Below are 21,708 nucleotides of genomic sequence, written 5' to 3' on the forward strand. Positions count from 1 at the left end.
GTCCCCTGGTGGCCACCGGTGGGTAGAACCTGCACGGTCCGCCGGCGATGCCAGGAACAGCGTTGCAACCCGCCGGCGATGGACGACTGCTACGGCATGACGCGCGGTGGGTCGCAGCGTGGGATGTGGCGTGCGGTGGGCCCAGGCACGTCATGCAACGCATGGTGGGTCTGATGCGCAGTCCCCCCGGCGTGGCTGCTGCCGATGCTGGTGGGCGCGGGCAAAATTGCCGCTGAGCCGCGCATGAGGGCGTAGATCGGACCCACCTTGGGGAAGGACAGCCTGCCCGGAAGTTCTAGGTCAATCAAAGTTTCCCGGACCCCTGTGGGGAAGCGCTCCAGTCCGTCCAGGTGGGCATTGCTTGGACTCGCGCTGCAAAAAGATGAGAACTGGCCTGACAGCACAATGGAGTGCCCTCGGGCGCACGCCTGGCCAGGCCGGCGACGCGGCGCCAAGCGGCACTGGAACCATCAGTGCCGCCTGACGACGGCCCTCCCCGCGGGAATGGAGAGCCAGGGCCAGGGGCGAACGTGGATGTTGCGCACGCAAAGTGCTCAGGCTGAGGCGCCGCGCACAAGCGACAGCCCATGATGGGTACAGGACACGCGACAGTGCGCACGGTGGGTTCGAAGTCATTCAACTGATGCTGACGATGGACCCCTAGATGCCACAGGCCTGCAGCCCCTGAGCCCCCAGGCAAATTGTCTCTCCTTATGGCAGCCATACCTCTGCCACCGCATCATGAGATCCACGGAGCCCCTGCCGTCCCCACTGCAGTCCCCCTGGGGCGGAGCGAGGGACAGTACAGCCCGGGGGCGTGACCGACCGGGTGGCGCGAGGCCGAGAGCGCTGTTCACCAGCCCTGCTCACCGGCACGTGCGGACCGTCATGACGGTGGCAGAGTCTGCCCTTTTTTCGGCCTGACCCTCTGCCAACCGTTGTTATGCCGCACTGCGTTCAGGACGCCATTGCCCGCAAAGTGTCAGGTGCTGAGCCACTGGCTGCCCGCCCGCCTGGTCCAGTCCGGCCACGGAAGCTCGTCTTCCGGGTCTATCCTGATCTATGACCCACCTGCCGGGGTCACCGGCGGGTGCGCTCGCCCTACTGCACGGCCGCGAGCAGGATCTGCGCCAACTGCCCAAAAGGCCGGCACTTTGCCTGAGTGCAGCCTTGATCGGTCAGGTGACGGTCTGATCGCCCGCAGCCTTCCGGTTGAATCCAGCTCCAGCCAGCAGGGCCACCCCAGCCGCCACGCCCAGGCCGGTCAGCAGCCACAGCGACCCGCTGTACCCCCCGGTCCAGGTCAGCAGCAGCCCGACGCCAAACGGCGTCAGGGCCTGTGCGAGATTCACCGGGCGCGCCATTCGCCCGTTGGCCGCCCCGAACACCTCCGGTGGATACCGCTGGGCCAGGAGTTCCGCGCGGGCCAGGGTCAGGGCTCCACTGGCCAGTCCGAACGCCACGATGCCCAGCGCGGCGAGCACTGGGTTCTGCGCGAAGTGCAGCAGCGCGGCGCCCGCAGCAAGTTGTCCGAACAACGCCGTGGTCAGCGGCAGCGCTCCAAATCTGGCCAGGAGCGGTACGAACACCACCCGGCCGGGCAGCGCGGCCAGGCCCATCAGGCCCGTGAGCCCCGCGGCGAGGGCTGGCGAATGGCCCGCGGCGAGCAGCAGAGGCGCCAGTTGCAGGCCGATCCCGACGGTCACGATCCGCGCCAGCGTGAACGCCAGGGTGAGCGTCCGGAACGGTGGGTCCGGCTGAAAGGGGACCGACGGGCCAGCCGCTGACCAGCGGGTCCTTTCCGGAGGAAGGCCGCTCCAGGTCACGCCGGCAGCCAGCAGCAGCAGTCCAGCCAGGCCCAGGAACGTACCTTTCAACCCCCACTGCCCCAGCAGCGCCGTGGTGAGCGGCACGAAAATGGTACTGGCCAGGCCCGCGATCAGCGTGATGGTCAGCGTGGCGCGGGTGCGCACCGCGCCCTGGACCTGCTGCCCGAGCGCAGTAAAGGCCGCCTCGTAGAAGGTCAGGGCCATGGCGGCACCGGCGAGCAGCCACCCCAGGAGAAAGACCACGTAGGTGGTGGATGCGGCCAGGAGCGTGAAGGCCAGGGCGCCAAGAAGGGCGCCCACACTGAGCAGGCCCCGGCCGCCCCGCGCATCGAGGGCCCGGCCGACGGCCGGGGCCATGAACGCCGTGACCAGCAGGGCGAGGGTGAAGGCTAAATTCGTCTGCGCCCGGGTCCAGCCGCGTTCGTGTTCGGTGGCCACAGCGAGCAGGGGCTGGGCGTAGTACAGGGCCCCGTACGCGACCGTTGTGAGGCCGGCCAGCGCCCACACGAGCGGACGCCTGCCGGCAGCCGGGTGGGTCATCAGCCCAGCGAGATGGGGGCCTGCGGGGTGCAGCAGCCACTCTCAGGCGCACAGCCCTCGTCGGCACCGGCGGCGGTTACGCCGCAGCGGTCCCCAGCTTTGCACTGCACGCCGGGGGTGCGCAGGTGCACGATCACGCGGTCAGGTTGAGCTTCGACGTGGGTCACGTGGTACTGCAGCGCAGGGACAGCCGTGTTGCCGTACTCGAAGCGGACTTCGGCTTCGGCACGCACGGGGATGCTTTTCACCACGCGGTCGTAGATGGCCAGGAACTTGCGGTTGGTCATGAAGCCGGCTTTCGCTTCCTCGGCGCTGCCGTCCATCAGCTGAATCACGGTCTCCCGCCAGGCGTTCGCTTTGCCGCCGCAGTCCATCGCTTCGATAGTGACGGCTTTGACTTCGGTGACGTGGTAGCCCGCGGGGACCAGCCGTTCACCGTGCAGGTGGAATTCCAGCGGACGCTGGGGAAGCGCGCGCAGATCGGCGAGCAGGGCGGCGGTGGTGGTCTGGTCGGTGAGTCCGGGAATCGTCTGGGTCATGGCAGGCTCCTGATCGAAGAGTGTCGATGCGTGAGGGCAAAAATCAGCAGGTGGCGCAGGGGGTCGAGCGGGCCGGGAGGTGAATCACGCCGGATGGCCTGGTGGTGGCTGGACGTTCCTGCTGTGCAAGGTGTGCGGCGCGCTGTTGCTCGGCTGCGTGCAGCAGGTCCTGGTGGTGCATCAGGGCGATCTGGTGAAAGGTGACGAGATTCATACGGCCTCCTTCTGAGCCTGGGGCGCGGCGGCCAGCAGGCGATCAAGGGCAGAACGGACGATGAGTAGGCCCTGGGCACTCAGGGTGTAGTACGTCCATTTGCTGCTTTTCTCGGCGTGGACCAGGCCGGCGTCGACCAGGATTTTCATGTGGTGGCTGGTGGTGGGCTGGGAGAGGCCGAGCCGCTCCTGAACATCGCAGGTGCAGATGCCCTGCCCGGTCGAGCAGCAGCCGGCGTCCGCGGTGGCCAGGAAGTGCAGCGCCCGCAGGCGGTGCGCGTCCCCCAGCGCCTTGAACACGCTTGCCGTCTCATCGAAGTTCATAGATGTAAATTAGAGGATAGATCGAAGAATGTCAATGGGACTGAGCGGAGATCTCGCAAGCGGGACGCGGGCCCTCTCAAGGGCACTGACGCGAGTGCACGCCGCCCAATGATCGGGTGGTGCTGGCCCACAGCCAGCAAGGGAAAGCTGCCACCCAGGCTGACCGTGGTCAGGATCAGGGTGGCGTCCGCCAGCTCTTCAGCCTGTTCAGAAGTTGACGGTGCTCCCCGTGCGCAGTTGCGCGGCCTCTTCGGCGCCCTGATGCGCCAGCTGCTCTGCCCAGCGGGCCGCCGCTTCAACGTCATACGCCACGCGACGGAACGTGACGTTCCACACGTCATCCTGACCTTCGAGCAAGACCCAGCGGGCCAGTGGACTGCCGTCCTTCTGCCGGGACACAGCGCCAGCGTTCACGACCGTCAGCCGCCCGATCTGCCGGACATGTTCCAGGTGCGAGTGCCCGACGATCACCACGCGGGCCTCGCCGAGGTCGCCCAGCCGCTCCAGAACAAGATCGTCGCTGGCCCACCCCTTCCCGTCCCGCAGCAGGTACGTCCAGGCGCTGTCTGGCGTGCCGTGTGCGGCGATTACCTGCCCCCCGGCGAGCGCGACGTGGGTGGGCAGTCCGGCAACGTACGCACCGGCGCCCCCGGGCAGCTGGTCATGCAGCCACTGAAGCATCCTGCGCTTCTCGGTCGTGTCGGTCAGCACCTGCCCGAGCCGTTCGTCGGTGTTGCCCCGCACTTCCAACACGCCGCGCTGCGCTTTGAGCGCCTGTTGCAGCTGCCAGGCCCCGGCCGGGTCCGCACCGCCGAACAGCTGATCGCCCAGGTTCACCCACGCGTCCGGCTGGTGGCGCTCGATGTCGTGCACAACGGCGTCCAGCGCGAACCGATTTCCGTGAACATCTCCGAATACGGCGATTTTCATCCCTGAGCCTCCATCCACTGCCTGACCTGCGCGTCGATCTGGTCGCGCACCTGGCGGGTCAGAGGGTGTACCTCGCCTGGCTCCAGCCCCGCGGACATGACCTCGAAGCGTTGCTGGCCATGGTGCTCGAGCAGCACCTGGGCCATCTGAGAGCGAGCGGTGTTGCCGGTGGGGATGAACAGGACTGAAGGGGATTTCATGGTTTCCTCCTTGTTCACGAGAGGCGCAGGGCGAGCGCGGCGAGGGTAACGAGCAGCACCGGCAGGGTCAGGACGATGCCCACCTTGAAGTACTGCCCCCAGCTGATGCGAACCCCTTTGGTGGCCAGCACGTGCAGCCACAGCAGCGTGGCCAGGCTGCCAATCGGCGTGATCTTCGGCCCCAGATCGTTCCCGACGACGTTGGCGTAGATCATGCCCTGCTTGACGGCGCCGGTGGCGGACGACGCGTCGATGGCGAGCGCACCGATCAGCACGCTGGGCAGGTTGTTCATCACGCTGGCGAGCACGGCAGTGAGGACGCCTGTTCCCAGCGTCGCGCTCCACAAGCCGCCGGCCGCGAAGCGGTCCAGCACCCCCGCAAGCAGATCGGTCAGCCCGGCGTTGCGCAGCCCGTAGACCACGAGGTACATGCCCAGCGAGAAGAGGACGATCTGCCACGGCGCGCCCTTCAGAACCGCGCGGGTGCTCACGGCCTTGCCCCTGGCGGCCACCAGCCACAGCAGCACGGCGCCCAGGACGGCGACCACACTGACGGGGATCCCCAGGGGGCCAGCAGCGAAGTAGCCGACCAGCAGCACGCCCAGCACGATCCACCCGACCTTGAAGACCGCCGGGTCCCGGATGGCGCTGCCCGGGGCTTCCAGCGTGGAGGGGTCGTAGTACCCCGGCAGGTCACGACGGAACATCCAGTACAGCATGCCAAGGCTGGCCAGGACGGCCGCAATATCGACCGGGACCATCACCGAGGCGTACTCCCCGAAGCCCAGGTCGAAGTAGTCGGCGCTGACAATGTTGACCAGGTTGCTGATCACCAGCGGCAGGCTGGCGCTGTCCGCGATGAAGCCGGTGGCCAGGATGAACGCGAGCGTCGCCGCAGGCCGGAAGCCCAGGGCGGTCAGCATGGCCAGCACGATGGGCGTGAGGATCAGCGCGGTGCCGTCGTTCGCGAACAGGGCACTCACGGCGGCGCCCAGCAGGATGACCAGCGGGAACAACAGCCGTCCACGTCCCCCGCCCCAGCGGGCGACATGCAATGCAGCCCACTTGAAAAAGCCCCCCTCGTCGAGGATCAGGCTGATGATGATCAGCGCAACGAAGGTGATGGTCGCGTTCCAGACGATGTCCCACACCACGGGAATGTCGGTGACGCTGACGACGCCGGTCAGCAGCGCCAGCAGCGCTCCCAGCGAGGCACTCCACCCGATCCCGAGGCCATGCGGCTGCCATTTCAGTTTGGGTTGCCAGATCACCAGCACCAGGGTGAACAGGAAGATCAGAACGGCGAGGACCATCCGGCTTACCGCGCGTCCACAGCGGGGCTGTCGGCATAGGTGGGGGGAATGTCCCGGCCGTCGCCCAGGGCCTGCACAAAAGCATCAAATTGGATCTTCAGCTGGTCGCGCACGGCCCGCCAGCGGTCGAGGCTGCCGCCGCTCGGGTCAACAAAAGGGTAGTGGCGGCGCTCGGTCTTCCCGGGGTAGACGGGGCAGGCTTCGGCAGCGCTGTCGCAGACCGTCACCACGTAATCAAAATGCTGCGCGTCAGGCACGTCCCACAGGGTCTTGCTGGTGTACCCGTCGAGGTTCAGGCCGAGTTCAGCGATGACGGCTCTGGCCTCGTCCTTGACCCGGGTGGCTTCCGTGCCGGCGGAGTGCACCTCCAGGTCAAGGCCGGCCTGTCGGGCGGCGGCGCGGGTGAGGGCTTCGGCCATCTGGCTGCGGGCGGAGTTGTGGGTGCAGAGGATCAGGACGCGGGGCATGGTTTTAGCATATCGAATTGTTTTGATGCGTCAAGCTGGGGCCATCTGGAAAGATCTCGCTGAGCAGGGCGCCCCCCAGGTGAAAGAGCGGCGCACACTGAAGGGTGTAATAGACGTTTTTCCCGCGCTGCTCGGAGCGGACCAGCCCAGTTTCCCGCAGGATGCTCAGGTGGTAGGACACCTTGGACTGCGGCAGCTCCAGCAACGCTTCGAGGTCACATACGCAGCGTTCGCCCTGCGCCAGATGCTGCACCAGGTCATACCTGATTTCGTGCGAGAGGGCCTTCAGCTGATCCAGGACACTCGGGGCGGTCTGCACAGTCATGCACCCATTCTATTTGATTGAGCTGCCCGGGCGGAGCCCAGCGCTCGTGGGCTTTGACGCGCAGATCTGCATCTCGCCCTGTTGTGATGCCCCGTGACTGCCACCAGAGTGCGTGTATTAACCGCTTAGAGCGCGGTCAAAGATAATTTTCATTCTCCTGCAGGGCATGGGAGACCCGGATCACAGCTTGGTTCTCACGGACTAAGAATGAAGTGAATCCGACACAATACTGAGCTTCAGGTAGGGCTGTACAGCAAACCAGGGTTCCAATTGTTTTTGTTCTGCCGGGGAAGAAGGTGCGCGATCAGCTGTCAGCGGTTCTGAGCTCGGCCACGCGACGAATCGTTCCAAGAACGTCTGTCGTCCTCGGCTCTCTGGCAACGCGTGCAGCTTCATGATGAAGGCTACCTGGTGCCTCTGGATTGGCCTGAATACGTGGAGGAAGGCCGCTAGGACGTGTTCACTTGCAAATTCAGCCGCTGCGCTGCATGGCCTGCTCCTCCAGCCAGGCCAGCGTCGCCGGCAGGTCGCTGGCCCGCCCGACGACCTGCTGCTGGTAGCCGCCCTCGTCCACCTGGGCCAGCACCCGCGGCTCGGGCGACGCAGGCTCCACGGGCATGCGCCGCACGGGCACGGCGATCGTCAGCTCGAACAGGATGTTGTTCTTCATGGTTACGACCTTCCTGCGCACATGCACCAGGGTACCAGCCCTCGCACGCTGCTTCCTGTTGCGCGGAGTGGGCGCTGCCTCGTCACCCTCGGGTATGCACGCAACTGCCACTCCATATCGTCGTGACGCGTCCCCCAGCCGTTCCTGGCACACTCTGGCCAGACACATCCGAAAAGCGCGACCAGCCGATTTTCGACAACGCAATCCCATGCTGTTGGACATGGGCTTTGTGGACGATGAAGGGGCCCTCAATGACCGCTTCTGTGCGGCGCCCAACCATCATCTCATCGCGGCAGGGCAGGCAGAACGGTTGCCTGGGTATGCTCTGGCGAATGACTGCGACCCTTTGCTACGTTCAGGCAACCAGCACCGGACAATGAAGTTGGAGGATCTGTCTACCCTTCCAGCTGGGCGTTGGCAGGGTGTGGGACGCGCCCTGATGCAAGCGGTGGAAGAGTGGGCGAAGGCCGATCCCATCCGGTATGTGTTCCGGTACGCCAATCAGCGAGAAGCCGGTCTGGTGTACTAAGCGATGGGCTATCAGGCCATGCCCTCGGGGGCGGGAAGGGTCTGACTGCTTTGAAATTGATTTAAGGGATCCGGCGCAGAGACTCTCGCATGCCCTGCGAGGATCGTAAGCCTGTGGTCCCCGCTTCAACCTACGCCCCTACGCCCTGCTGCCTTCAGCTGAGATTAAACGCCCAGCCCAGCGAGAAGGTCAGCGCCCCCGCCTGGCTGGCCCGCACTTCTAACCGGTCCAGAAAGCGCGGCGTCAGCCACGCCGCCAGCCGCTCCCGGTCCACGCCCAGTTGAACGGTCAGGCCGCGACCGAAGTAGTCACGTGCTCCTGCCTTGCCCTGCCAGAAAGTGTCCCAGAAGCGCCCCCGCGCCTCGTCCTCGCTGGTGGCGACTGTGACCAGCATCTGGGTCAGGACACCTTCCCCAGTGGCGTCGTAGTCCAGGTGCAGGGTGTACACCCGCCGTGTGCCCAGCGGTCCAGCTGGCCCCACGTCCTCATTCATTGCGGTCTCCTCAGGATTCACGTCATCAGGAAGCTGCGGGGGAACACTCACTAGTTCCGGGCCTTGGAGCGGCGTACGGCCCAGCCCCGATTGAGGATGTTGCGGCCAGCATTGACGTGTGCGTCCAGCACGCCACAACGGGGGCACGCGAAGCGGTGTCGGTCACGCTGTCCCTTGCGGCGGCAGAGACTGCAGTACTGACTCGTGCCGTACGGCTCCACCCGCAGCAATGGCGCGAGACCGGCCACACGCAGCGCCTGAGGCAGCCAGCTTTGATGCCAATCAATGATGGCTTCGCGCCGCCCCTGCGCCACAAAGTCGCTTTCGAAGGTGGTCAGGTTGAGGCGCTCAACGGTGACGCTGCAGGCGAATTCCATGATCTGGCCAGTGAATCCGTGCAGGCTCTGGCGCGCGACGGCGTACTGTACGCGTCCGAGTTCAGCGCGCACGTCTTCCAGAAGGGGAAGGGGCAGGTCAGCCAGGTCTTTGTCGAGATCATCCAGCCGCTGCACGTAGCCAGGGCAGAACGTGTCGCGAGCGCTCACCGCAACAGCCAGGGGACGCAGTCCAATGTCGATGCCCAGGTGGACGCGATTGATCCGCGCTGGCTTCCTCGGCTGCGGCGCTGCAAATTGCAGGCTGGCGAACCACAGGGTTCCCAGCCGCACCAGGCGCGTGCCCTCCGGCTGCCAGACCACCGTCACGGTTCTGCCGGCAGCTGGTACCCGGCCGGCCCTCACGCTTTCCACCAGGTCGCCCAGCCACGCCTGCTGTTCGCGCGGCGTCAGCGGAGACAGCAAAGCGTCTGTCCGTTCTTCCGTGCCCGGGTAGATCGTGTACCCGGGCGAACCGCAGACCAGCGCCCAGTATTCGGCCTGAGGCAACCGGTGCAGCTCGGTCTGCAGGCTGACCTCACCGATCAGCAGCTGGTTGTCGTCCAACGCCCTCTGAGTTACGCGGGCGGGACGGTACACCTGGCCACCCGTCATGCCGCTGATAGGACGATCCTCCGCAATCAACCAGCCGGTGCGCGTGAGCTCGTCCAGCTGCCACGCCTGACGGTTGGCGATTCTGATGTTGTGTCGGGTTATAAGCATCTTTCCTCGTTCCTCCTGCCCATTCCCTTTCCAACACCTCCTTGCCCCTGTTCTTCAGGCGCTGGGCGCCCCCAGCGCTAGTGTCAGCGGTCAGCGACCGCATCCAGCATTGCGCTCACCTGTTCTGCGAGTTCCGGGTGCAGCGGCACGCGGCAGCCCCAGAACGCATCACACTGCCGGCACAGGGCCCGCAGCACGTCATGCTGCGGGTCAGCGATGACCCGGAGGCACATTTCCTGCCACGCCTCAGGCTGCTGCGCGCGCACCTGATCCCACACCGCGAACACCTCGGCCAGAGGATTGGAGACTGCGCCGGCGATCACCAGCGCGTTGAGTTGGGTTTGGAGCTGCTCGGGCGAGTTTGATGTCATGCCGCTAAATCTTGCATCGCAAGTGTGTCCCTGCTCGATCACAGGCGCGGTCAGTGACAGCGCGTGGGCGAACGCCGCCTCATCTGCCGGCGATGCGCTCAGACTCGCCGCGACCGGCCCGTGGTGGGCAGAAGCGCCCGAGTTGGCCCGTGGTGGGATACTGCGCGCGATGGGTTGACGGTGGAATCAGATGTGTGCCGAGCTCCACGGTGGCTCTGGCCGTACGGCGGCGAGGCATGGCTCCGATGGAGCTGCCCATGGTGCGGGTGTGGGTGTCCAGGAGTGGGGCCGCAAAGGCTGACCACGGCGCAGTCGCCGGGGATTTTAGAAGGCGCCATTCAACCCGGCCCCACTCCCGGCCACGCTTGGACAACCGAGAGGAAGTTCTAGGTCATTCAAAGTTTTGCTGTATTGCGTGGTCACTTGAACTGACGGTGCAAGACGACTTCTAGGCCACCCTGCGCGCTGACAGATGAGAATCCGCCGCAACGCGCTGATTGGGGATCCTGGCAATGGATGCCCCGTGCTCTCTGCCCAGGCCTAGCAGCGCAGTGACAACGCACCGTCGGCGGCTTGAACGCCACCTGGGGGCCGATACGCCGAACACCGCCCGAGTTGAGCGCCATCGGACGACTCAGCTGACGCATCACATCAGTCTCAGAGCTTTGCTCTACGTGAGTTCCGCCTTCCATCAGCCAGCTGGAGCCAGCGGTAGGCGGAGCCTGCACGATCAGCCGGTGATGCCGGTCCGGCGTTGCAACTCGCCGGCGGTAGGTCACCCGCGATATGACGCGCGGTGGGTCGTACCGTGGGTGTGGCCCGTGCGAATGCTGCCGCTGATGCTGCGAGCGGGGATGGGAATCCGTGGGGAAATATGTGGCTGAGCCGCGCATTACGGGGGCAGATCGCGCAAGTTGTGGGGGAGGACAGCTGATCCAGAAGTCTTACGTCATTCAAAGTTTTGCTGACCTGTGTTCCTGCGGCCTGGACGGCATCGGGTTCTAGATCATGAGAGTGTCCGCATGACACGTCACGCACTGGTGGTCCATTGCTCCACCAGGACTGCACTCCAGGAACCCCGCGCCCAGCCGGCCTAGCCCGGAACGCGTGGGCTGTACGACACCGCGCGGCACCACGTGCGCCGGCGACGGATGTCGGGAGGTGGTGACCAGAGCTACCCACGCAGTGTTGGCGCCCGGTGGCCCACGGCCCACGCCAGATGGCCCGTGATGGGATCGGCGGCCTGCGCACACGGCCGGTGGTGGGCGCATGACCCATGGTGGGTACCCGTCATGGCCCACGGGCAACTGGTGGTGGGCTGAGGTCCGCCCGACATTGCTTATGGTGGGCGCAGAACGACTGGCCGTGCGGTTCGATCGTGGGTTTTGCGGTGGGTGGGCTCCGTGAGCCCACACTGCATGAGGGTGGCGCGTCGCGGGGCGCCGTATGAAAAAAGCCTCCAGTGCGGGGCTGGAGGCGTGGCGGAGGCGGCCTATGCACGCTGCCGGCGAGTGGGGATGGGAATCCGCGGGGGATTATGGCTGAGCAGCACAGTTCGAGGCAGATCGCGACCGTTGAGGGAGAGGACAGCTGGTCCAGAAATTCCAGGCCATTCAAATGGAGCGTCTGGTTCGAGTCGCCATCGGCAAGACAACTCTCCTTATGACGATCCTTCAGACAGCCGGCGCAGGAGCTTGAAGGAACAGACAACGATACACGGCGCCCGCCCAACCACCAAGGCCAATCGGAGGGTGAATCCCTTGGCGGGTCTGATGGTTGTTGTGGCAGAGAGGCGCCCGAGGGCAGACGCAGGAAGGACCCAAAAGAATGTGGAAAGATTAAGCAAAGTATCTTTTCGTAGTACGATACAATTCGATACGATATGAGACACAGATATGGGTAGGCCGCCAACCATCACTCGGGAAGAGATTTTCAAGGCTGCTGAGGAGATCGCAGCCAGCGGCGAGAAGCCGACACTACAGAACGTGCGTGCCCACCTGGGACGTGGAGGGGGCCAGACGCTGTCAGACCTGATGCGCGAGTGGCGCGAACAGCATCAGCCGCCTGCAGGCTCGGTTTCCCCGGCCCTGCAGCTCCCAACGACGGTCGCTGACCTCCTGCACACAGCGACAGAGCGCCTGTGGGCGGCCGCCACGGAGGTGGCCCACACCCGTCTGGCCGCCGAACGCGAGCAGATGCAACAGGAGCTCAGCCAGGCGGCGCAGGAGCGCCGCGAGGCCGATGACCTGACCGCTGACCTCGAATGGCAGGTTGAGAGCGTGCAGGCCCGACTGCAGGAGGCGCAGCAGCGCGAACAGCACCTGCTGGGCGAGGTCAGTGAGCTGCGCACGCAGCTGACAGCGGTGCAGACGAGCGCGGCACAGGCGCAGGCCGCCGAACAGCAGCTGACCGGCGAGCTGGAGCGCACGCGTGCAGACCTGGGCAGTGAGCGTGAGGCCCGGGAACGCGAGCGCCACGAGGCCGCCCAGCAGCGGGACGCTGCGGTCACGCAGGCGCGTGAGGAGGCCCGCAATGAAGGGGAGCGCGCGCTGCAGCAGGCCCGCGCCGACGGGGAACGTGCGCTGCGCCAGGCGCAGGAGCAGGCCCAGCAGCGGCTGGCGAGCGTCCAGGAAATCAGCAGCCGGAACGAACAGGAACTGCGCCAACAGGCCGCTGCCGAAGGTGAGCGTGCCCGTCAGCTGGAAGAGCAGGTCCGGGAGGTCCGCCAGGCCGCCGGCGCACACGCCGCTGAGCTACAGGCACACGTGCAGGCCATCACCAGCGAGCGTGACCGGATGCAGGGCGAGCTGAGCAGCCTGCGCCAGCAGTTGGAGATCCAGCAGCAGCTTGTGCAGCAGGCCCTCGCGCGTCTGCCGGAGCGCGACAAGCCCGCAGACTAATATGGGTGCCGAAATGTGAAGCCCCAGTGGAGGTGATGGCAACTGCCGATCCCCGCCGTAACGCTGCCAGATGGACGCCGCCAGGCCACCCATTTCACATCACCATGGACGTGTGGACCGCAGGGTGGGGAAGGAAACTGAATTTGTATGTATACGACCCACGACGAATTCGATCCCACAGACAAGAACTTCCCGACCACGCCCCAGGAGGTCACCGACCGTCACCTGGTGGGTGTGCTGGGCATGGCCCTGTACGGCTGCGCCTACTGGTGCGATGAGCTCCGCGTCGAGGACGACGACGCGGTTCCGGACCGGCTGACACCCGAGCAGGCCAGCGCGCTGCGCGGTGAGCCGACCGACACTGGTGACACGCTGTGCTTCGAGGAACTGCCGCTGCTGGGGGCCACCTGGGTGTTCGTCCCCTGTGAGCCGGAGATGCCTGAGGCCCGCTTGAGCATTCCCCGGCTGCGCGACGCGGTCGCGCAGATCTACTGCCGCGAGGCCGCGCGGGGGCACCTGGGTCTCGGCGATTTCGGACCGCCGGTCCTGGACGCGCAGCAGGCCGACGCGGCGGTGCAGCTGGCCCTGTTCGGCGAGATTCTGTTCGGCTGAGGGTGGAGGCAGGGGGATCGGTCCCCCAGTCTTCCTTTTCTCCCATGCGGCCTGTGGCGCCCATTGATCAGCAGCGCCGCATCCTCCATGCCGCGCACGAGCGTAGGGCGTTTTCTCCTGTGCCGTCACTGTGGGTGGCGAGCGGTACGGTATCGCCATGCCGCTTCCCAGCCGATATACGCCCTAGGGGCGCGGCCTGGGGACATTTTGTAGCCCTGGGCACGTTGTGATAGGCCCATGCCCCAACCCTCGACTGCCTACCGCGCTGTCTCTATCGGCGCGGCCCTGCTCACGGGAACCATTGCCACGGTGCATGTGTACTGGGCCGCAGGTGGAACGGTGGGTCTGACGGCGGCCCTTCCGGAGGCAGACAGTGGAGCGCTGGCGTTCACGCCGCCCCCCGTGATGACGCTGGGTGTGGCGGCCGGGCTGGCGAGCATGGGCGTGGCCGCCCTGGACGCCCGCTCGCCCCGGGTGCGCTGGCCGCTGCGCCTGACCACCCTGATGTTCCTGCTGCGGGCCGTCGGGGATGGGCGCGAGGTCGGTCTGACCCGGCTGGGTGGGGACAGCCTGTTTGCCCGCAACGATGCGCGGTTGTACACCCCTCTGTGCTTGGTGCCGGCCGCCCTGTACGGTGTGCTGGCGTTCAGGCCCAGGGGCCAGTCGGCGACGGCAGTGGGCGGCACGGGCAGCGCCGGCACTTCAACAGCTCCCCCAGACCGACAGAGCACCGTCTACAGCTCCTGCAATGCGGTACGCGGACCAGATCGGCGGGCAGTACAGTGAGCCATGAAAAAGGTTTTGCTGGGATCAGTGGCAGCTGCGCTCACCGCCTGCGCGCCCGCAACAAGCACCAATTTTGCGCCCGCCGCCCTGGAGCAGGCCCCTTCAATCAATGTTCAAGTCGGCTTGGCGCCCACCATGCCCAAGCTGAAGACATTTACCGTCATACCCCTGGTGCAGATCACTGATCAGGCCCAGGCTACAGGCATCACGGCACAGCACCTGGCGTTCCAGGCGAGAAATTATATGGAGATGCTTGGGTACAGCTTCGTGAACAAGGTAGAGGACGCCGACTTGTCCGTGTTGGTCGACGCTTCCAGCCGGTACAGTGAGACCTACGTTCCGCCCACGCAGTACACCGCACCTGCTTACGTCCCTGGCACCACCGCCACGTACAACTCGAACTCAGGCGGCTCCTTTAACTATGGTGGAGCGTCCTCAGGCTGGGGAACGTATACGGGTAGGACGAGTGGCACTGTGACGGTTCCTGGGTATTACACGTCCAGAACGTACGTTGCGCCTGGATACACCCGTGGCTACCACTACCCGGCAATCACAGTGTTGATCTATGACGTGAAGACCCAGCAACAGCAGGTGTCTGCGTCTGCCGTTGGAACATCACAGAACCCTGACGTCCGGGTGTCGATGCAGAACCTGATGTACGAGACATTCGCCAAAATGCCCTTGGCCAATGATCCTCAGAACGTCATAAAATCTGGCCGGATAGGAGTGAGCTTTGCGCCCTGGACCGCAGACGGGAACAATTACTACCCAATCATTACTGCGGTTGACAAGGATCAGCCTGCTGCCCGCGCAGGCATCGTATCCGGTGATTTCATCCTGAGCATTGACGGCCAGCCCACCCTCAATAAGCCTATTGCGGACTTGGACGTCATGATCGCTGGCGAGGCGAATCAGGAGCGCACCCTGGTCATCAACCGGGGAACAGAGACCAGAACGGTGAAGCTCAGAATGGTCCAGCGTTAACCGTAGACCTGTAAGGGGCTGGGGGCGGGAATTGGCCAGTGTTAGGCGCCGCTCGCCCCGATTGACCCAGGGTGGGCGCCGGGATACGCGATGCTGCACATGGTCAGCAAGCGGCATTTGGTTGGTGTGCCGTTGGGCCCTGCTTAGCCCGGACAGACCAGCGGTGCTGCGCAGGCCCGAGAAGCTTTCTCCTTATGGTTATCGCCAACGGTCTTGCGTCAGTTCCGCACGTTCATCATGACTGCCCGCTTCGGCCAGATAATGCTGTGCCAGAGCGCGCAGCACTGACGACGTGCGTGGCCATCGCCCTTCCAGGGTCTGGGCCCGCTGCGTATAGAGGGCTACCAGCTCATGCTCTTGCTGGCCACCTGAATCGAGATTCCGGCTGGTCACTCCCCGGAGATTGAGCCTTCCGACGCGAAGATTCTCCTCAAGAGTTTCGCTCGCCACTTCCTCAATAACGTCGCAGACTGGAGCTGGTGGCCACTGGCCATCGGGGGCCTGGGAAGCGGTGGCCAGGAGCTGACCGATGGATGAATCACCTATTCTGGTCAGGTCAAGGGCCTGCAGCCGTTCACGAGCCCCCAGGACCCATTGCCTGAGCGCTGAGGCGTCAATCTGCCCATCTTCTGTTGAGCCTGGTATCCCCCTCAGGGACTGAAGGAGACCAAAGGCTCTTTCCCGCTCTGCCTGCCGCTGTCCATCCCGGGTGTCGGACTCCTCATCCGCTTCCTCCTTCGGGTAAGCCCGAGCCACCATATCGGCGTATTCAGCCGGGTTCGAGAGCAGAACCCGCGTCAGTGCCCGAGGTGCTGACCTGAAGTGGTAGAGCGGCAAATACAGCCAGGTCAACTGGCTGAGCGCAACTTCATCAACGTCACTCTGGTCAGACAGTCGTTCGAGAACCTTGAGAATCTGATAGCTCCGGTTCTGGATGGCCTCGTTGCCTTCTGCGACCATGCGAAGAAGGAGGCTGATCCACTCTTCCCCAGTCAAGGACAGTGGCGTGGCCTCTGCAAGGTCGAACGCCGCGCCTGGGCGCGCGTGCACCAAGAATTGGTTGAAAGCTGTGCGCACATGGCCAGCTGCCTGCCGGTCTACAGCGTAGGGCTGTACCTGTTGCCAGTACAGCTGCTCAACCTCCGCCTTTTGCTGAGCCACCAGAGCCCAAGTCCGTTCGTCAGTGGGCAGGACAAGCAGAAGTTGCGCGCTTTGCTGGTCTGGGCCGGCGAATAGTCCAGAGCTTTTCAGGAACGTTTCTGTGTGTTCACGCCCTCTGGTGGACAACCAGGTGCGCACCACGCCCAGCACCAAGAGCAGACCAGTTTCCCCACGCTGAATCAGCGCCACCAGGACATCAGGATCATCCAGGGGCGCATCAGGGATACGTGCCAGCACATGTCCCACCGCAAAGGCGACGTCTGACTTGTCTAACATATCGAGCAGTCGTTCAATCCCTGGCAGGCCCTGTCCGGTCAGAATTTCTGTCAGGGCTCCAATTCGTGTCTGGTCAAGCGCTTCCTCGCGCGCCCCGTACTCTTCGGGTTCCCAGAGGACTCCGAGCATCGGCGCATGCCCGAACAGCCACCGATGACGAAGAACCGGGTCGGCCGGCCGCAATTGATCAGCGAGGGCCTGCAGGCGCTGTAGACGGGTACCTTCCATGGCCCAACCCGCATCTGGATATTCCTGCTGCTTGGCCACGAAGTGCCTCAACCCCTCCCAGACCCGCATGGCAGCTGCATGGTCGAGCAGCTCAACGGCATGGAGCAGCTGTGCGTTCAAGCGGTCCTGCTGCTGCTCATCAAGATAGCCGTGGACTTCCAACAGGTTCAGGGCCCGTTGACCATCATTTTGAACGTCGTCGAGAAGACGTTCGACGACGCCTTGCCACAAAGTCTGACGCTCCTCAAGCGGAACCTCGCGGTCGTCGTCTTGGCCCCAGTCACGCCAGTTGGGCCGATGAGTCGGCGTGGAATGATCAGAACCAACAGGCAGCAGCGACAGCATCAGCGGCCAGGCCACCTCAGGTGTCTGATGACGCAGCGCGTCCAGGGCCCGCAGCTTGTTCTCGGCGTCGGCACCCGTGTTCCTGGACCACGCGACAAAAATCTCACGCAGGCTGGCCTGAGGACGATTGGTCAGCCGCCCACCCGGATCAATTCGGGCCAGCCGGGCCAGAGCGAGCGCGGAACGCGTCAGGTACACGGGAGACCAGGCCAGCAGCTCCAAAGCCCAGAGCAACGCAGTATGAGGGGATGAGGGGCCGAAAATCTGATTCTGCTTATCTTGGAAAAGATCGTGAAGGACTGATGCATCCCCACCTTCGTGCAGCTGGCGCTCTACCGCTTCTAGGAAGACTTCCGGTGCAGCTTCGGCCAGATTTGGAAGAACCCAGGCCATTGAGGCCCAGGCTGCGCTGTCCTGCGGGGCCAGCAGTTGCCGGACAATGTCGTTGACCACACCCTGCGGAGTTCTCGCCAGATGCCAGTTGGTTTCATCGGACCGGGCGGCCATCAGGGTCAGACTGTCAGCCAGCTCCTCACGCAGAAATCCGGAATACGGCATCGTTTTCCCAAGAAAAGATGCCAAAGGACGCTGTTCCTGCGAGAGTGCAAGGGCTGGATCGAGTGTGCCGAGGACGGCCAGTGTTGTCGTCCTGAAGCGCTCGATATCGTCTTCCGTCAGCGTGGGAACCAGCAAGGCCCAGGCGTCCTCCTTCGACGTCAACATCCATGTCCGGCCCACCCGCCTCAGCGGCGGATCATCTTCTGTTGCCAGTCGAACGACGTCACGCTCCACATCTGCGTAGGCCCGACCGGCCAGACGGGCCAGGACGTCCTGATCTCCAGGCTCGTCGCCGTTCCAAGCTCCTGCCAGCGTTGGAGCGATCAGGGCAACGGTTGCTCCGGCCTGGGCCCAGGCTGGACGGTGAACGGCGGGCACATACGCCAGGCGGCGTCGGAGAGACAGGAGGCTCCTCCGACCAATCGTGGCCAACGCCTCAGCCCGCTCGCCCGGTAATTGCAGATCGGTCAGCGCAGCGCGCAACTCGCGCCTCTGTTGACGGTCCAGATGGATCTGGGCACGCAGGGCGCCATCCTTTCGCCCCAATGGGATCAGGATGTGGTGGCCCTGACGGACGGCGGCACTGACCTGCTCACGTTGTTCAAAGCGGGGAATAAGGATGGACGCCCGACCGTGATCGACCGCGCTGGTCCATACCCGATCGTCGTCGACAAAGAGCGTTCGGGCACGCAAAGACTCGCTTTCCTCGCCCCAGGCCACCAGTGCCGCTGCAATAAATGCGGCTGCGACTTCGCGAGATTCCCCGGCCACACCCACAGCTGTTGGAGGCCCCTGGAGAATTTTACGAAGGGCTAAAGTCGGATCGTTATTCCAGCCAGCCAGCACTATCTGGGGCACCAGAGGCGGATTTGTTACACCTGACCAGTCTTTCCAGAATCGCTCTGCACTCCGGATTCCATTGCTTGGCCTCCCCAACAGGGGCGCCAGCCAGCCCTCAACGGGCGGCGCGATGGACAGCCAGGCCTCCAGATCATCGGCATCAATAACCCGGACGTCCTGCCAGATGCCTTCTGCTCGCTTCTCCTCAGCCCAGATGTCCTTGTCCTCCCAGCGCCTAGGCGTGACGAAGACGAAAGTGGTGTTGATGGGAACAACAGTCAAAGGATTGGCCGTGCGGCTCGCGTAGTCGCCTTCTGCCTTTACTCTCCGATCGGCGGTTACGCCCATCTCCCAGATGGAGGCTCCTTCAGGAATGAAGCTGTGTGATTCAGGCTGGACAACAGCGCCATCGAATCCACCCAGACGTGTGCCCTCGCCCGCCCGCATGCTGATTCCGGCTGAACTGGTTGCCAGAATCAGGCGACGCACGAGCTCCGGCAGTTTGTGACTTGCTTCAACCGTTCCAGCCCAGGTCACGAGGTCTGTGCCGGTAATCCTCATATTGAGTTCTTCATAACATATCTCTGTAGGCCATATGAGCTTTTTTGCCCATCTTTGACAGGAAAGCGCGCTTTTCCAACAACAGCCCTTCTTGTTACAGCTGAGGCAAAGCGCGCAGGACGAACGCAATGCCTTCCGGATCTAGCCTACGTATGCGTGGCTCAGCAATGGCCGCGACCACCAACTCGCTCCAATAGTCGGTTTGACCTTCGAGTGCATATTCGCTCACTGTCTGTCGGCGCTTACACGCGGCACTCCACAACCGTGCAAATTCATTACGCAGTCCGGGATTGTCACGAACCTGGGCTTGAATGTGGTGCGCCACCTCGTGTAGGAGGGTACGGGTCACCGCTTCCTGATGATTCGGGGCCAGCTGCGAGACTGTCAAGTGTTGTCCGACATTTCTGCCGTAATCATCCAGCCCCCCCTGTGCTACCGGGACACGAGGCATCCTGACCCTAATGTACCCATGGTCATACGCACCGTCGACGCTGGGCGCGGCTTTGTTATTCAACACCAGGATCGACTGAAAGCTGACCTCTTTGATGGGCAGGCGCGCCAGGAGGCGCAGCACGTCGAAATTGTGGATACTCGTAAGCACTGCGCTACCCAGACTGCGCACATTGTATGGCTCGAACTGCAGTTCCTTAGCGTAATGCAGATCCATGAAATGTGTGCGCTGAATCATGGCCATAACGGTCATGCTACCGGTTCTTTCTCCCATTGCTGAGATCGGCGTTGACTTGCTCTAATCCTGCATGACCCAGGCTGCAAGGAAAGGAGTCGGACCGCTTGTCACAGGACATGAACGCCCCGATGTGCCCTGTTACACTCCCCCTGTGTCCATTCCCGCCGTTGCCTACTACCGCGTTTCCACCCAGAAGCAGGGCCAGTCCGGCCTCGGTCTGGAGGCCCAGCAGGCGGCTGTGCTCGCCCACGCCCGCGTCCAGGGCCTGAGCGTGGTGGCCGAGTTCACCGAGATCGAGACCGGCACCCGCAAGCGGCATCGCCCTCAGCTGGAGGCTGCCCTGACACAGACCCGCCGGATGGGTGGTGTGCTGCTGATCGCCAAGCTGGACCGCTTGGCGCGCAATGTCGCGTTTGTCGCCAGCTTGATGGAGTCGGGCGTGAGATTTACCGCTGTAGACATGCCCGAGGCCGATAATCTAACCATCCACGTCATGGCGGCCGTTGCCGAGCGCGAGGCGGCATTGATCTCGCAGCGCACCCGCGCCGCGCTGGCGGCGAGAAAGGCAAGAGGGCTGACTCTGGGCAAGGCAGCGAATCTGACCGACAAGGCACGGGCCGCCGGCGCGGCCGCGACACGCGCCGCGGCGCTGCAGGCGATGAAGCCTGCTGCGGCGTACGCTGGCTCACTGCGGGGGCAGGGGCGCAGCCTGCGGCAGATTGCCCTGGCCTTGGAAGAAGGCGGGTTTTCCACCCGCGCCGGCGGCCCGTGGTCAGCAGAGCAGGTCAGGCGTCTGCTCAGCCGCACGGAAGCGCCGCAGCGGCACTGATGCCTGCCCAGCAATTCCGGCGAAAGTCCCGTGAGAAAGGCGCCGCTGCACATTTGCTCTGCATGGCTTCTTGGTGCGCCATGAGGAGGGCCGATGATCAAGTCGGAACGGCGCGGCAGCTCCAGACCAAGGACCCTGAAAATCCAATCAGCGGCCGCCTTCGGAGCTTGAAGCAGGCCTATTTCAGCAGGAAAGATTTGAGGCCATCGGGTGTCAGCGCCAGACTCATTCCCCTGGAGCCGTCCATTCCGAGCACGCCGGCAAAGCTGCCCGCACTGGTGAACACCGCGCTGGTCCCTTCAGGGTTGTACAGCGCCCGCTTGCCAGAGGCCGAAAAGAAATTGATGACCCCGGCCCCGTTCTCAGCGTAGTAGCCGACGTATCTGCCCACCTGAAGCAGCCGGTTGCTGCCGCTGCGGGTGTTCTTGAAGTTGTTCGGCGAGTTGGCAAAGTTCGACGGCGAGTTCTTGAAGTTCGAGGCGCTGTTGCTGAAGTTGCTGATCGAATTGCTGAACTTGGACGGCGAGTTGGCGTAGTTGTTGGGCGACAGGGTGTACGGCAGCGACGCGGCGTCGATGATCACCACGGGCAGATCGGCCAGCGCGCTGCTCGAGATCGCCAGAATCAACACACCCCACAGCCTGCGTGAACTTTTCGGCATGCGCTGAGCATACTGCGGCGGTCCCCCGGGTGACGTTTTCAAGGGGGCGCTCACGGGGTCCGGGTTGGCGTGACCCGCGCCGCCCGGCGTCCCAGGCTGCCCTTCAGGCGACGGGCCACGGCGCCCGCGCAACCCCGGCAGGTCAGCGGTCCGGTGACCTGCGGAGCTTCGGCGTAGACCCTCGGCCCACGCCCGCACAGGGCAGCCCCGTCCGAGAGCCGCACCAGGTGGGTGACGCCGCCAGGTGCCAGTTGAAAGGCATGCGGTTCTTTCAGGTGATGCCGGGCAGCGATCTCGCGGCACGCCTGGTCAAAGGGCAGATCAGCCAGGTCGGTGTGCTGCGGAGCTGTGCGCGCGCGCAGCGCGGCGGAGGAGCGGGGTGCGGCCATGGCTCAGCAGGCTAGCGCTTGGCCGCCTCGCTCAAGACTGTGGGAATTGA

24 protein-coding genes are annotated in these 21,708 nt (G+C 64.3%); 7 read left to right on the plus strand and 17 right to left on the minus strand.

The window, feature by feature from the left end; all coding sequences use genetic code 11:
• Positions 1-1,062: 1,062 nt before the first annotated feature.
• Positions 1,063-1,194, plus strand: coding sequence for a hypothetical protein (locus tag FHR04_RS21575; RefSeq protein ID WP_260170214.1), 132 nt, complete (start codon positions 1,063-1,065; stop codon positions 1,192-1,194).
• On the opposite strand, the gene FHR04_RS06305 is transcribed toward FHR04_RS21575, so the two are convergent.
• The 10 genes from FHR04_RS06305 to FHR04_RS06345 form a co-directional block, all read right to left on the minus strand.
• Positions 1,179-2,369, minus strand: coding sequence for an MFS transporter (locus tag FHR04_RS06305; RefSeq protein WP_139401708.1), 1,191 nt, complete (start codon positions 2,367-2,369; stop codon positions 1,179-1,181). The genes FHR04_RS21575 and FHR04_RS06305 overlap by 16 nt on opposite strands.
• Positions 2,369-2,908 carry a DUF6428 family protein gene (locus FHR04_RS06310; protein ID WP_139401710.1) on the minus strand — a complete coding sequence of 180 codons (540 nt, stop codon included), beginning with the start codon at positions 2,906-2,908 and terminating at the stop codon, positions 2,369-2,371. Before FHR04_RS06310 ends, FHR04_RS06305 begins: the two co-directional genes overlap by 1 nt.
• A gap of 43 nt (positions 2,909-2,951) precedes the next feature.
• A complete protein-coding gene (locus FHR04_RS20910) occupies positions 2,952-3,122 on the minus strand; it encodes a hypothetical protein (RefSeq protein ID WP_170213870.1) in 171 nt (56 codons plus the stop codon).
• A complete protein-coding gene (locus FHR04_RS06315; protein WP_139401712.1) occupies positions 3,119-3,445 on the minus strand; it encodes an ArsR/SmtB family transcription factor in 327 nt (108 codons plus the stop codon). Before FHR04_RS06315 ends, FHR04_RS20910 begins: the two co-directional genes overlap by 4 nt.
• A gap of 207 nt (positions 3,446-3,652) precedes the next feature.
• Positions 3,653-4,375, minus strand: coding sequence for a metallophosphoesterase family protein (locus FHR04_RS06320; protein ID WP_139401714.1), 723 nt, complete (start codon positions 4,373-4,375; stop codon positions 3,653-3,655).
• A complete protein-coding gene (locus FHR04_RS21635; RefSeq protein ID WP_338084763.1) occupies positions 4,372-4,575 on the minus strand; it encodes an arsenate reductase/protein-tyrosine-phosphatase family protein in 204 nt (67 codons plus the stop codon). Before FHR04_RS21635 ends, FHR04_RS06320 begins: the two co-directional genes overlap by 4 nt.
• A gap of 14 nt (positions 4,576-4,589) precedes the next feature.
• Positions 4,590-5,888 carry an arsenic transporter gene (locus tag FHR04_RS06330; RefSeq protein WP_139401716.1) on the minus strand — a complete coding sequence of 433 codons (1,299 nt, stop codon included), beginning with the start codon at positions 5,886-5,888 and terminating at the stop codon, positions 4,590-4,592.
• Positions 5,889-5,893: 5 nt separating this feature from the next.
• Positions 5,894-6,355, minus strand: a complete 462-nt coding sequence (locus FHR04_RS06335) for an arsenate reductase ArsC (protein WP_139401718.1) — start codon at positions 6,353-6,355, stop codon at positions 5,894-5,896.
• Between the two features lie 4 nt (positions 6,356-6,359).
• On the minus strand, positions 6,360-6,680 hold the full coding sequence (locus FHR04_RS06340; RefSeq protein WP_139401720.1) for an ArsR/SmtB family transcription factor: 321 nt from the start codon (positions 6,678-6,680) through the stop codon (positions 6,360-6,362).
• Positions 6,681-7,152: 472 nt separating this feature from the next.
• Entirely contained in the window at positions 7,153-7,350 is a 198-nt protein-coding gene (locus tag FHR04_RS06345; RefSeq protein WP_139401722.1) for a hypothetical protein, read from the minus strand.
• Between the two features lie 220 nt (positions 7,351-7,570).
• Here FHR04_RS06345 and FHR04_RS06350 point away from each other — a divergent pair, with 220 nt between their 5' ends.
• Positions 7,571-7,879 (plus strand): GNAT family N-acetyltransferase, encoded by a 309-nt coding sequence (locus tag FHR04_RS06350; protein WP_249039007.1) that lies wholly within the window; start codon positions 7,571-7,573, stop codon positions 7,877-7,879.
• Positions 7,880-8,033: 154 nt separating this feature from the next.
• Here FHR04_RS06350 and FHR04_RS06355 read toward each other — a convergent pair whose 3' ends face one another.
• From FHR04_RS06355 to FHR04_RS06365, 3 genes are all read right to left on the minus strand, one after another.
• Positions 8,034-8,372 (minus strand): hypothetical protein, encoded by a 339-nt coding sequence (locus tag FHR04_RS06355; RefSeq protein ID WP_139401723.1) that lies wholly within the window; start codon positions 8,370-8,372, stop codon positions 8,034-8,036.
• 50 nt (positions 8,373-8,422) lie between these two features.
• Complete coding sequence (locus FHR04_RS06360) at positions 8,423-9,469, minus strand: zinc ribbon domain-containing protein (protein ID WP_139401725.1); 1,047 nt, start codon at positions 9,467-9,469, stop codon at positions 8,423-8,425.
• An 83-nt stretch (positions 9,470-9,552) separates the two neighbouring features.
• A complete protein-coding gene (locus FHR04_RS06365; protein WP_139401727.1) occupies positions 9,553-9,840 on the minus strand; it encodes a hypothetical protein in 288 nt (95 codons plus the stop codon).
• Between the two features lie 1,895 nt (positions 9,841-11,735).
• On the opposite strand from FHR04_RS06365, the gene FHR04_RS06370 reads away from it, so the two are divergent.
• From FHR04_RS06370 to FHR04_RS06385, 4 genes are all read left to right on the plus strand, one after another.
• A complete protein-coding gene (locus FHR04_RS06370) occupies positions 11,736-12,740 on the plus strand; it encodes a DNA-binding protein (RefSeq protein WP_139401729.1) in 1,005 nt (334 codons plus the stop codon).
• A 147-nt stretch (positions 12,741-12,887) separates the two neighbouring features.
• Positions 12,888-13,352, plus strand: a complete 465-nt coding sequence (locus FHR04_RS06375; RefSeq protein ID WP_139401731.1) for a hypothetical protein — start codon at positions 12,888-12,890, stop codon at positions 13,350-13,352.
• A gap of 237 nt (positions 13,353-13,589) precedes the next feature.
• The gene (locus tag FHR04_RS06380) at positions 13,590-14,138 is read left to right on the plus strand and encodes a DUF3995 domain-containing protein (protein ID WP_139401733.1); all 549 of its coding nucleotides are present in this window, start codon (positions 13,590-13,592) and stop codon (positions 14,136-14,138) included.
• Positions 14,139-14,141: 3 nt separating this feature from the next.
• Positions 14,142-15,122, plus strand: a complete 981-nt coding sequence (locus FHR04_RS06385; protein ID WP_139401735.1) for a PDZ domain-containing protein — start codon at positions 14,142-14,144, stop codon at positions 15,120-15,122.
• A 198-nt stretch (positions 15,123-15,320) separates the two neighbouring features.
• Here the strand turns inward: FHR04_RS06385 and FHR04_RS06390 are convergent, their stop codons facing one another.
• Positions 15,321-19,091: a hypothetical protein gene (locus tag FHR04_RS06390; RefSeq protein ID WP_139401737.1), complete on the minus strand. Its 3,771-nt coding sequence runs from the start codon at positions 19,089-19,091 to the stop codon at positions 15,321-15,323.
• A 94-nt stretch (positions 19,092-19,185) separates the two neighbouring features.
• Positions 19,186-19,785 carry a hypothetical protein gene (locus FHR04_RS06395; protein WP_139401739.1) on the minus strand — a complete coding sequence of 200 codons (600 nt, stop codon included), beginning with the start codon at positions 19,783-19,785 and terminating at the stop codon, positions 19,186-19,188.
• Positions 19,786-19,930: 145 nt separating this feature from the next.
• Between FHR04_RS06395 and FHR04_RS06400 the strand changes: the two genes are divergently transcribed.
• Entirely contained in the window at positions 19,931-20,608 is a 678-nt protein-coding gene (locus tag FHR04_RS06400; protein ID WP_249039008.1) for a recombinase family protein, read from the plus strand.
• A 178-nt stretch (positions 20,609-20,786) separates the two neighbouring features.
• Here FHR04_RS06400 and FHR04_RS06405 read toward each other — a convergent pair whose 3' ends face one another.
• Both FHR04_RS06405 and FHR04_RS06410 read right to left on the minus strand, forming a co-directional pair.
• Entirely contained in the window at positions 20,787-21,269 is a 483-nt protein-coding gene (locus tag FHR04_RS06405; protein ID WP_139401743.1) for a hypothetical protein, read from the minus strand.
• 50 nt (positions 21,270-21,319) lie between these two features.
• The gene (locus FHR04_RS06410; RefSeq protein ID WP_139401745.1) at positions 21,320-21,658 is read right to left on the minus strand and encodes a hypothetical protein; all 339 of its coding nucleotides are present in this window, start codon (positions 21,656-21,658) and stop codon (positions 21,320-21,322) included.
• Positions 21,659-21,708: the final 50 nt, after the last annotated feature.

Source organism: Deinococcus radiopugnans ATCC 19172 (assembly GCF_006335125.1).
Lineage (GTDB): Bacteria > Deinococcota > Deinococci > Deinococcales > Deinococcaceae > Deinococcus > Deinococcus radiopugnans.

Excerpts from the sequence above, each read along its gene's own strand:
- FHR04_RS21575 (WP_260170214.1), top strand. The coding sequence starts at position 1,063 with ATGACCCACCTGCCGGGGTCACCGGCGGGTGCGCTCGCCCTACTGCAC.
- FHR04_RS06305 (WP_139401708.1), bottom strand. The coding sequence starts at position 2,369 with ATGACCCACCCGGCTGCCGGCAGGCGTCCGCTCGTGTGGGCGCTGGCC.
- FHR04_RS06310 (WP_139401710.1), bottom strand. The coding sequence starts at position 2,908 with ATGACCCAGACGATTCCCGGACTCACCGACCAGACCACCACCGCCGCC.
- FHR04_RS20910 (WP_170213870.1), bottom strand. The coding sequence starts at position 3,122 with ATGAATCTCGTCACCTTTCACCAGATCGCCCTGATGCACCACCAGGAC.
- FHR04_RS06315 (WP_139401712.1), bottom strand. The coding sequence starts at position 3,445 with ATGAACTTCGATGAGACGGCAAGCGTGTTCAAGGCGCTGGGGGACGCG.
- FHR04_RS06320 (WP_139401714.1), bottom strand. The coding sequence starts at position 4,375 with ATGAAAATCGCCGTATTCGGAGATGTTCACGGAAATCGGTTCGCGCTG.
- FHR04_RS21635 (WP_338084763.1), bottom strand. The coding sequence starts at position 4,575 with ATGAAATCCCCTTCAGTCCTGTTCATCCCCACCGGCAACACCGCTCGC.
- FHR04_RS06330 (WP_139401716.1), bottom strand. The coding sequence starts at position 5,888 with ATGGTCCTCGCCGTTCTGATCTTCCTGTTCACCCTGGTGCTGGTGATC.
- FHR04_RS06335 (WP_139401718.1), bottom strand. The coding sequence starts at position 6,355 with ATGCCCCGCGTCCTGATCCTCTGCACCCACAACTCCGCCCGCAGCCAG.
- FHR04_RS06340 (WP_139401720.1), bottom strand. The coding sequence starts at position 6,680 with ATGACTGTGCAGACCGCCCCGAGTGTCCTGGATCAGCTGAAGGCCCTC.
- FHR04_RS06345 (WP_139401722.1), bottom strand. The coding sequence starts at position 7,350 with ATGAAGAACAACATCCTGTTCGAGCTGACGATCGCCGTGCCCGTGCGG.
- FHR04_RS06350 (WP_249039007.1), top strand. The coding sequence starts at position 7,571 with ATGGGCTTTGTGGACGATGAAGGGGCCCTCAATGACCGCTTCTGTGCG.
- FHR04_RS06355 (WP_139401723.1), bottom strand. The coding sequence starts at position 8,372 with ATGAATGAGGACGTGGGGCCAGCTGGACCGCTGGGCACACGGCGGGTG.
- FHR04_RS06360 (WP_139401725.1), bottom strand. The coding sequence starts at position 9,469 with ATGCTTATAACCCGACACAACATCAGAATCGCCAACCGTCAGGCGTGG.
- FHR04_RS06365 (WP_139401727.1), bottom strand. The coding sequence starts at position 9,840 with ATGACATCAAACTCGCCCGAGCAGCTCCAAACCCAACTCAACGCGCTG.
- FHR04_RS06370 (WP_139401729.1), top strand. The coding sequence starts at position 11,736 with ATGGGTAGGCCGCCAACCATCACTCGGGAAGAGATTTTCAAGGCTGCT.
- FHR04_RS06375 (WP_139401731.1), top strand. The coding sequence starts at position 12,888 with ATGTATACGACCCACGACGAATTCGATCCCACAGACAAGAACTTCCCG.
- FHR04_RS06380 (WP_139401733.1), top strand. The coding sequence starts at position 13,590 with ATGCCCCAACCCTCGACTGCCTACCGCGCTGTCTCTATCGGCGCGGCC.
- FHR04_RS06385 (WP_139401735.1), top strand. The coding sequence starts at position 14,142 with ATGAAAAAGGTTTTGCTGGGATCAGTGGCAGCTGCGCTCACCGCCTGC.
- FHR04_RS06390 (WP_139401737.1), bottom strand. The coding sequence starts at position 19,091 with ATGAGGATTACCGGCACAGACCTCGTGACCTGGGCTGGAACGGTTGAA.
- FHR04_RS06395 (WP_139401739.1), bottom strand. The coding sequence starts at position 19,785 with ATGGCCATGATTCAGCGCACACATTTCATGGATCTGCATTACGCTAAG.
- FHR04_RS06405 (WP_139401743.1), bottom strand. The coding sequence starts at position 21,269 with ATGCCGAAAAGTTCACGCAGGCTGTGGGGTGTGTTGATTCTGGCGATC.
- FHR04_RS06410 (WP_139401745.1), bottom strand. The coding sequence starts at position 21,658 with ATGGCCGCACCCCGCTCCTCCGCCGCGCTGCGCGCGCGCACAGCTCCG.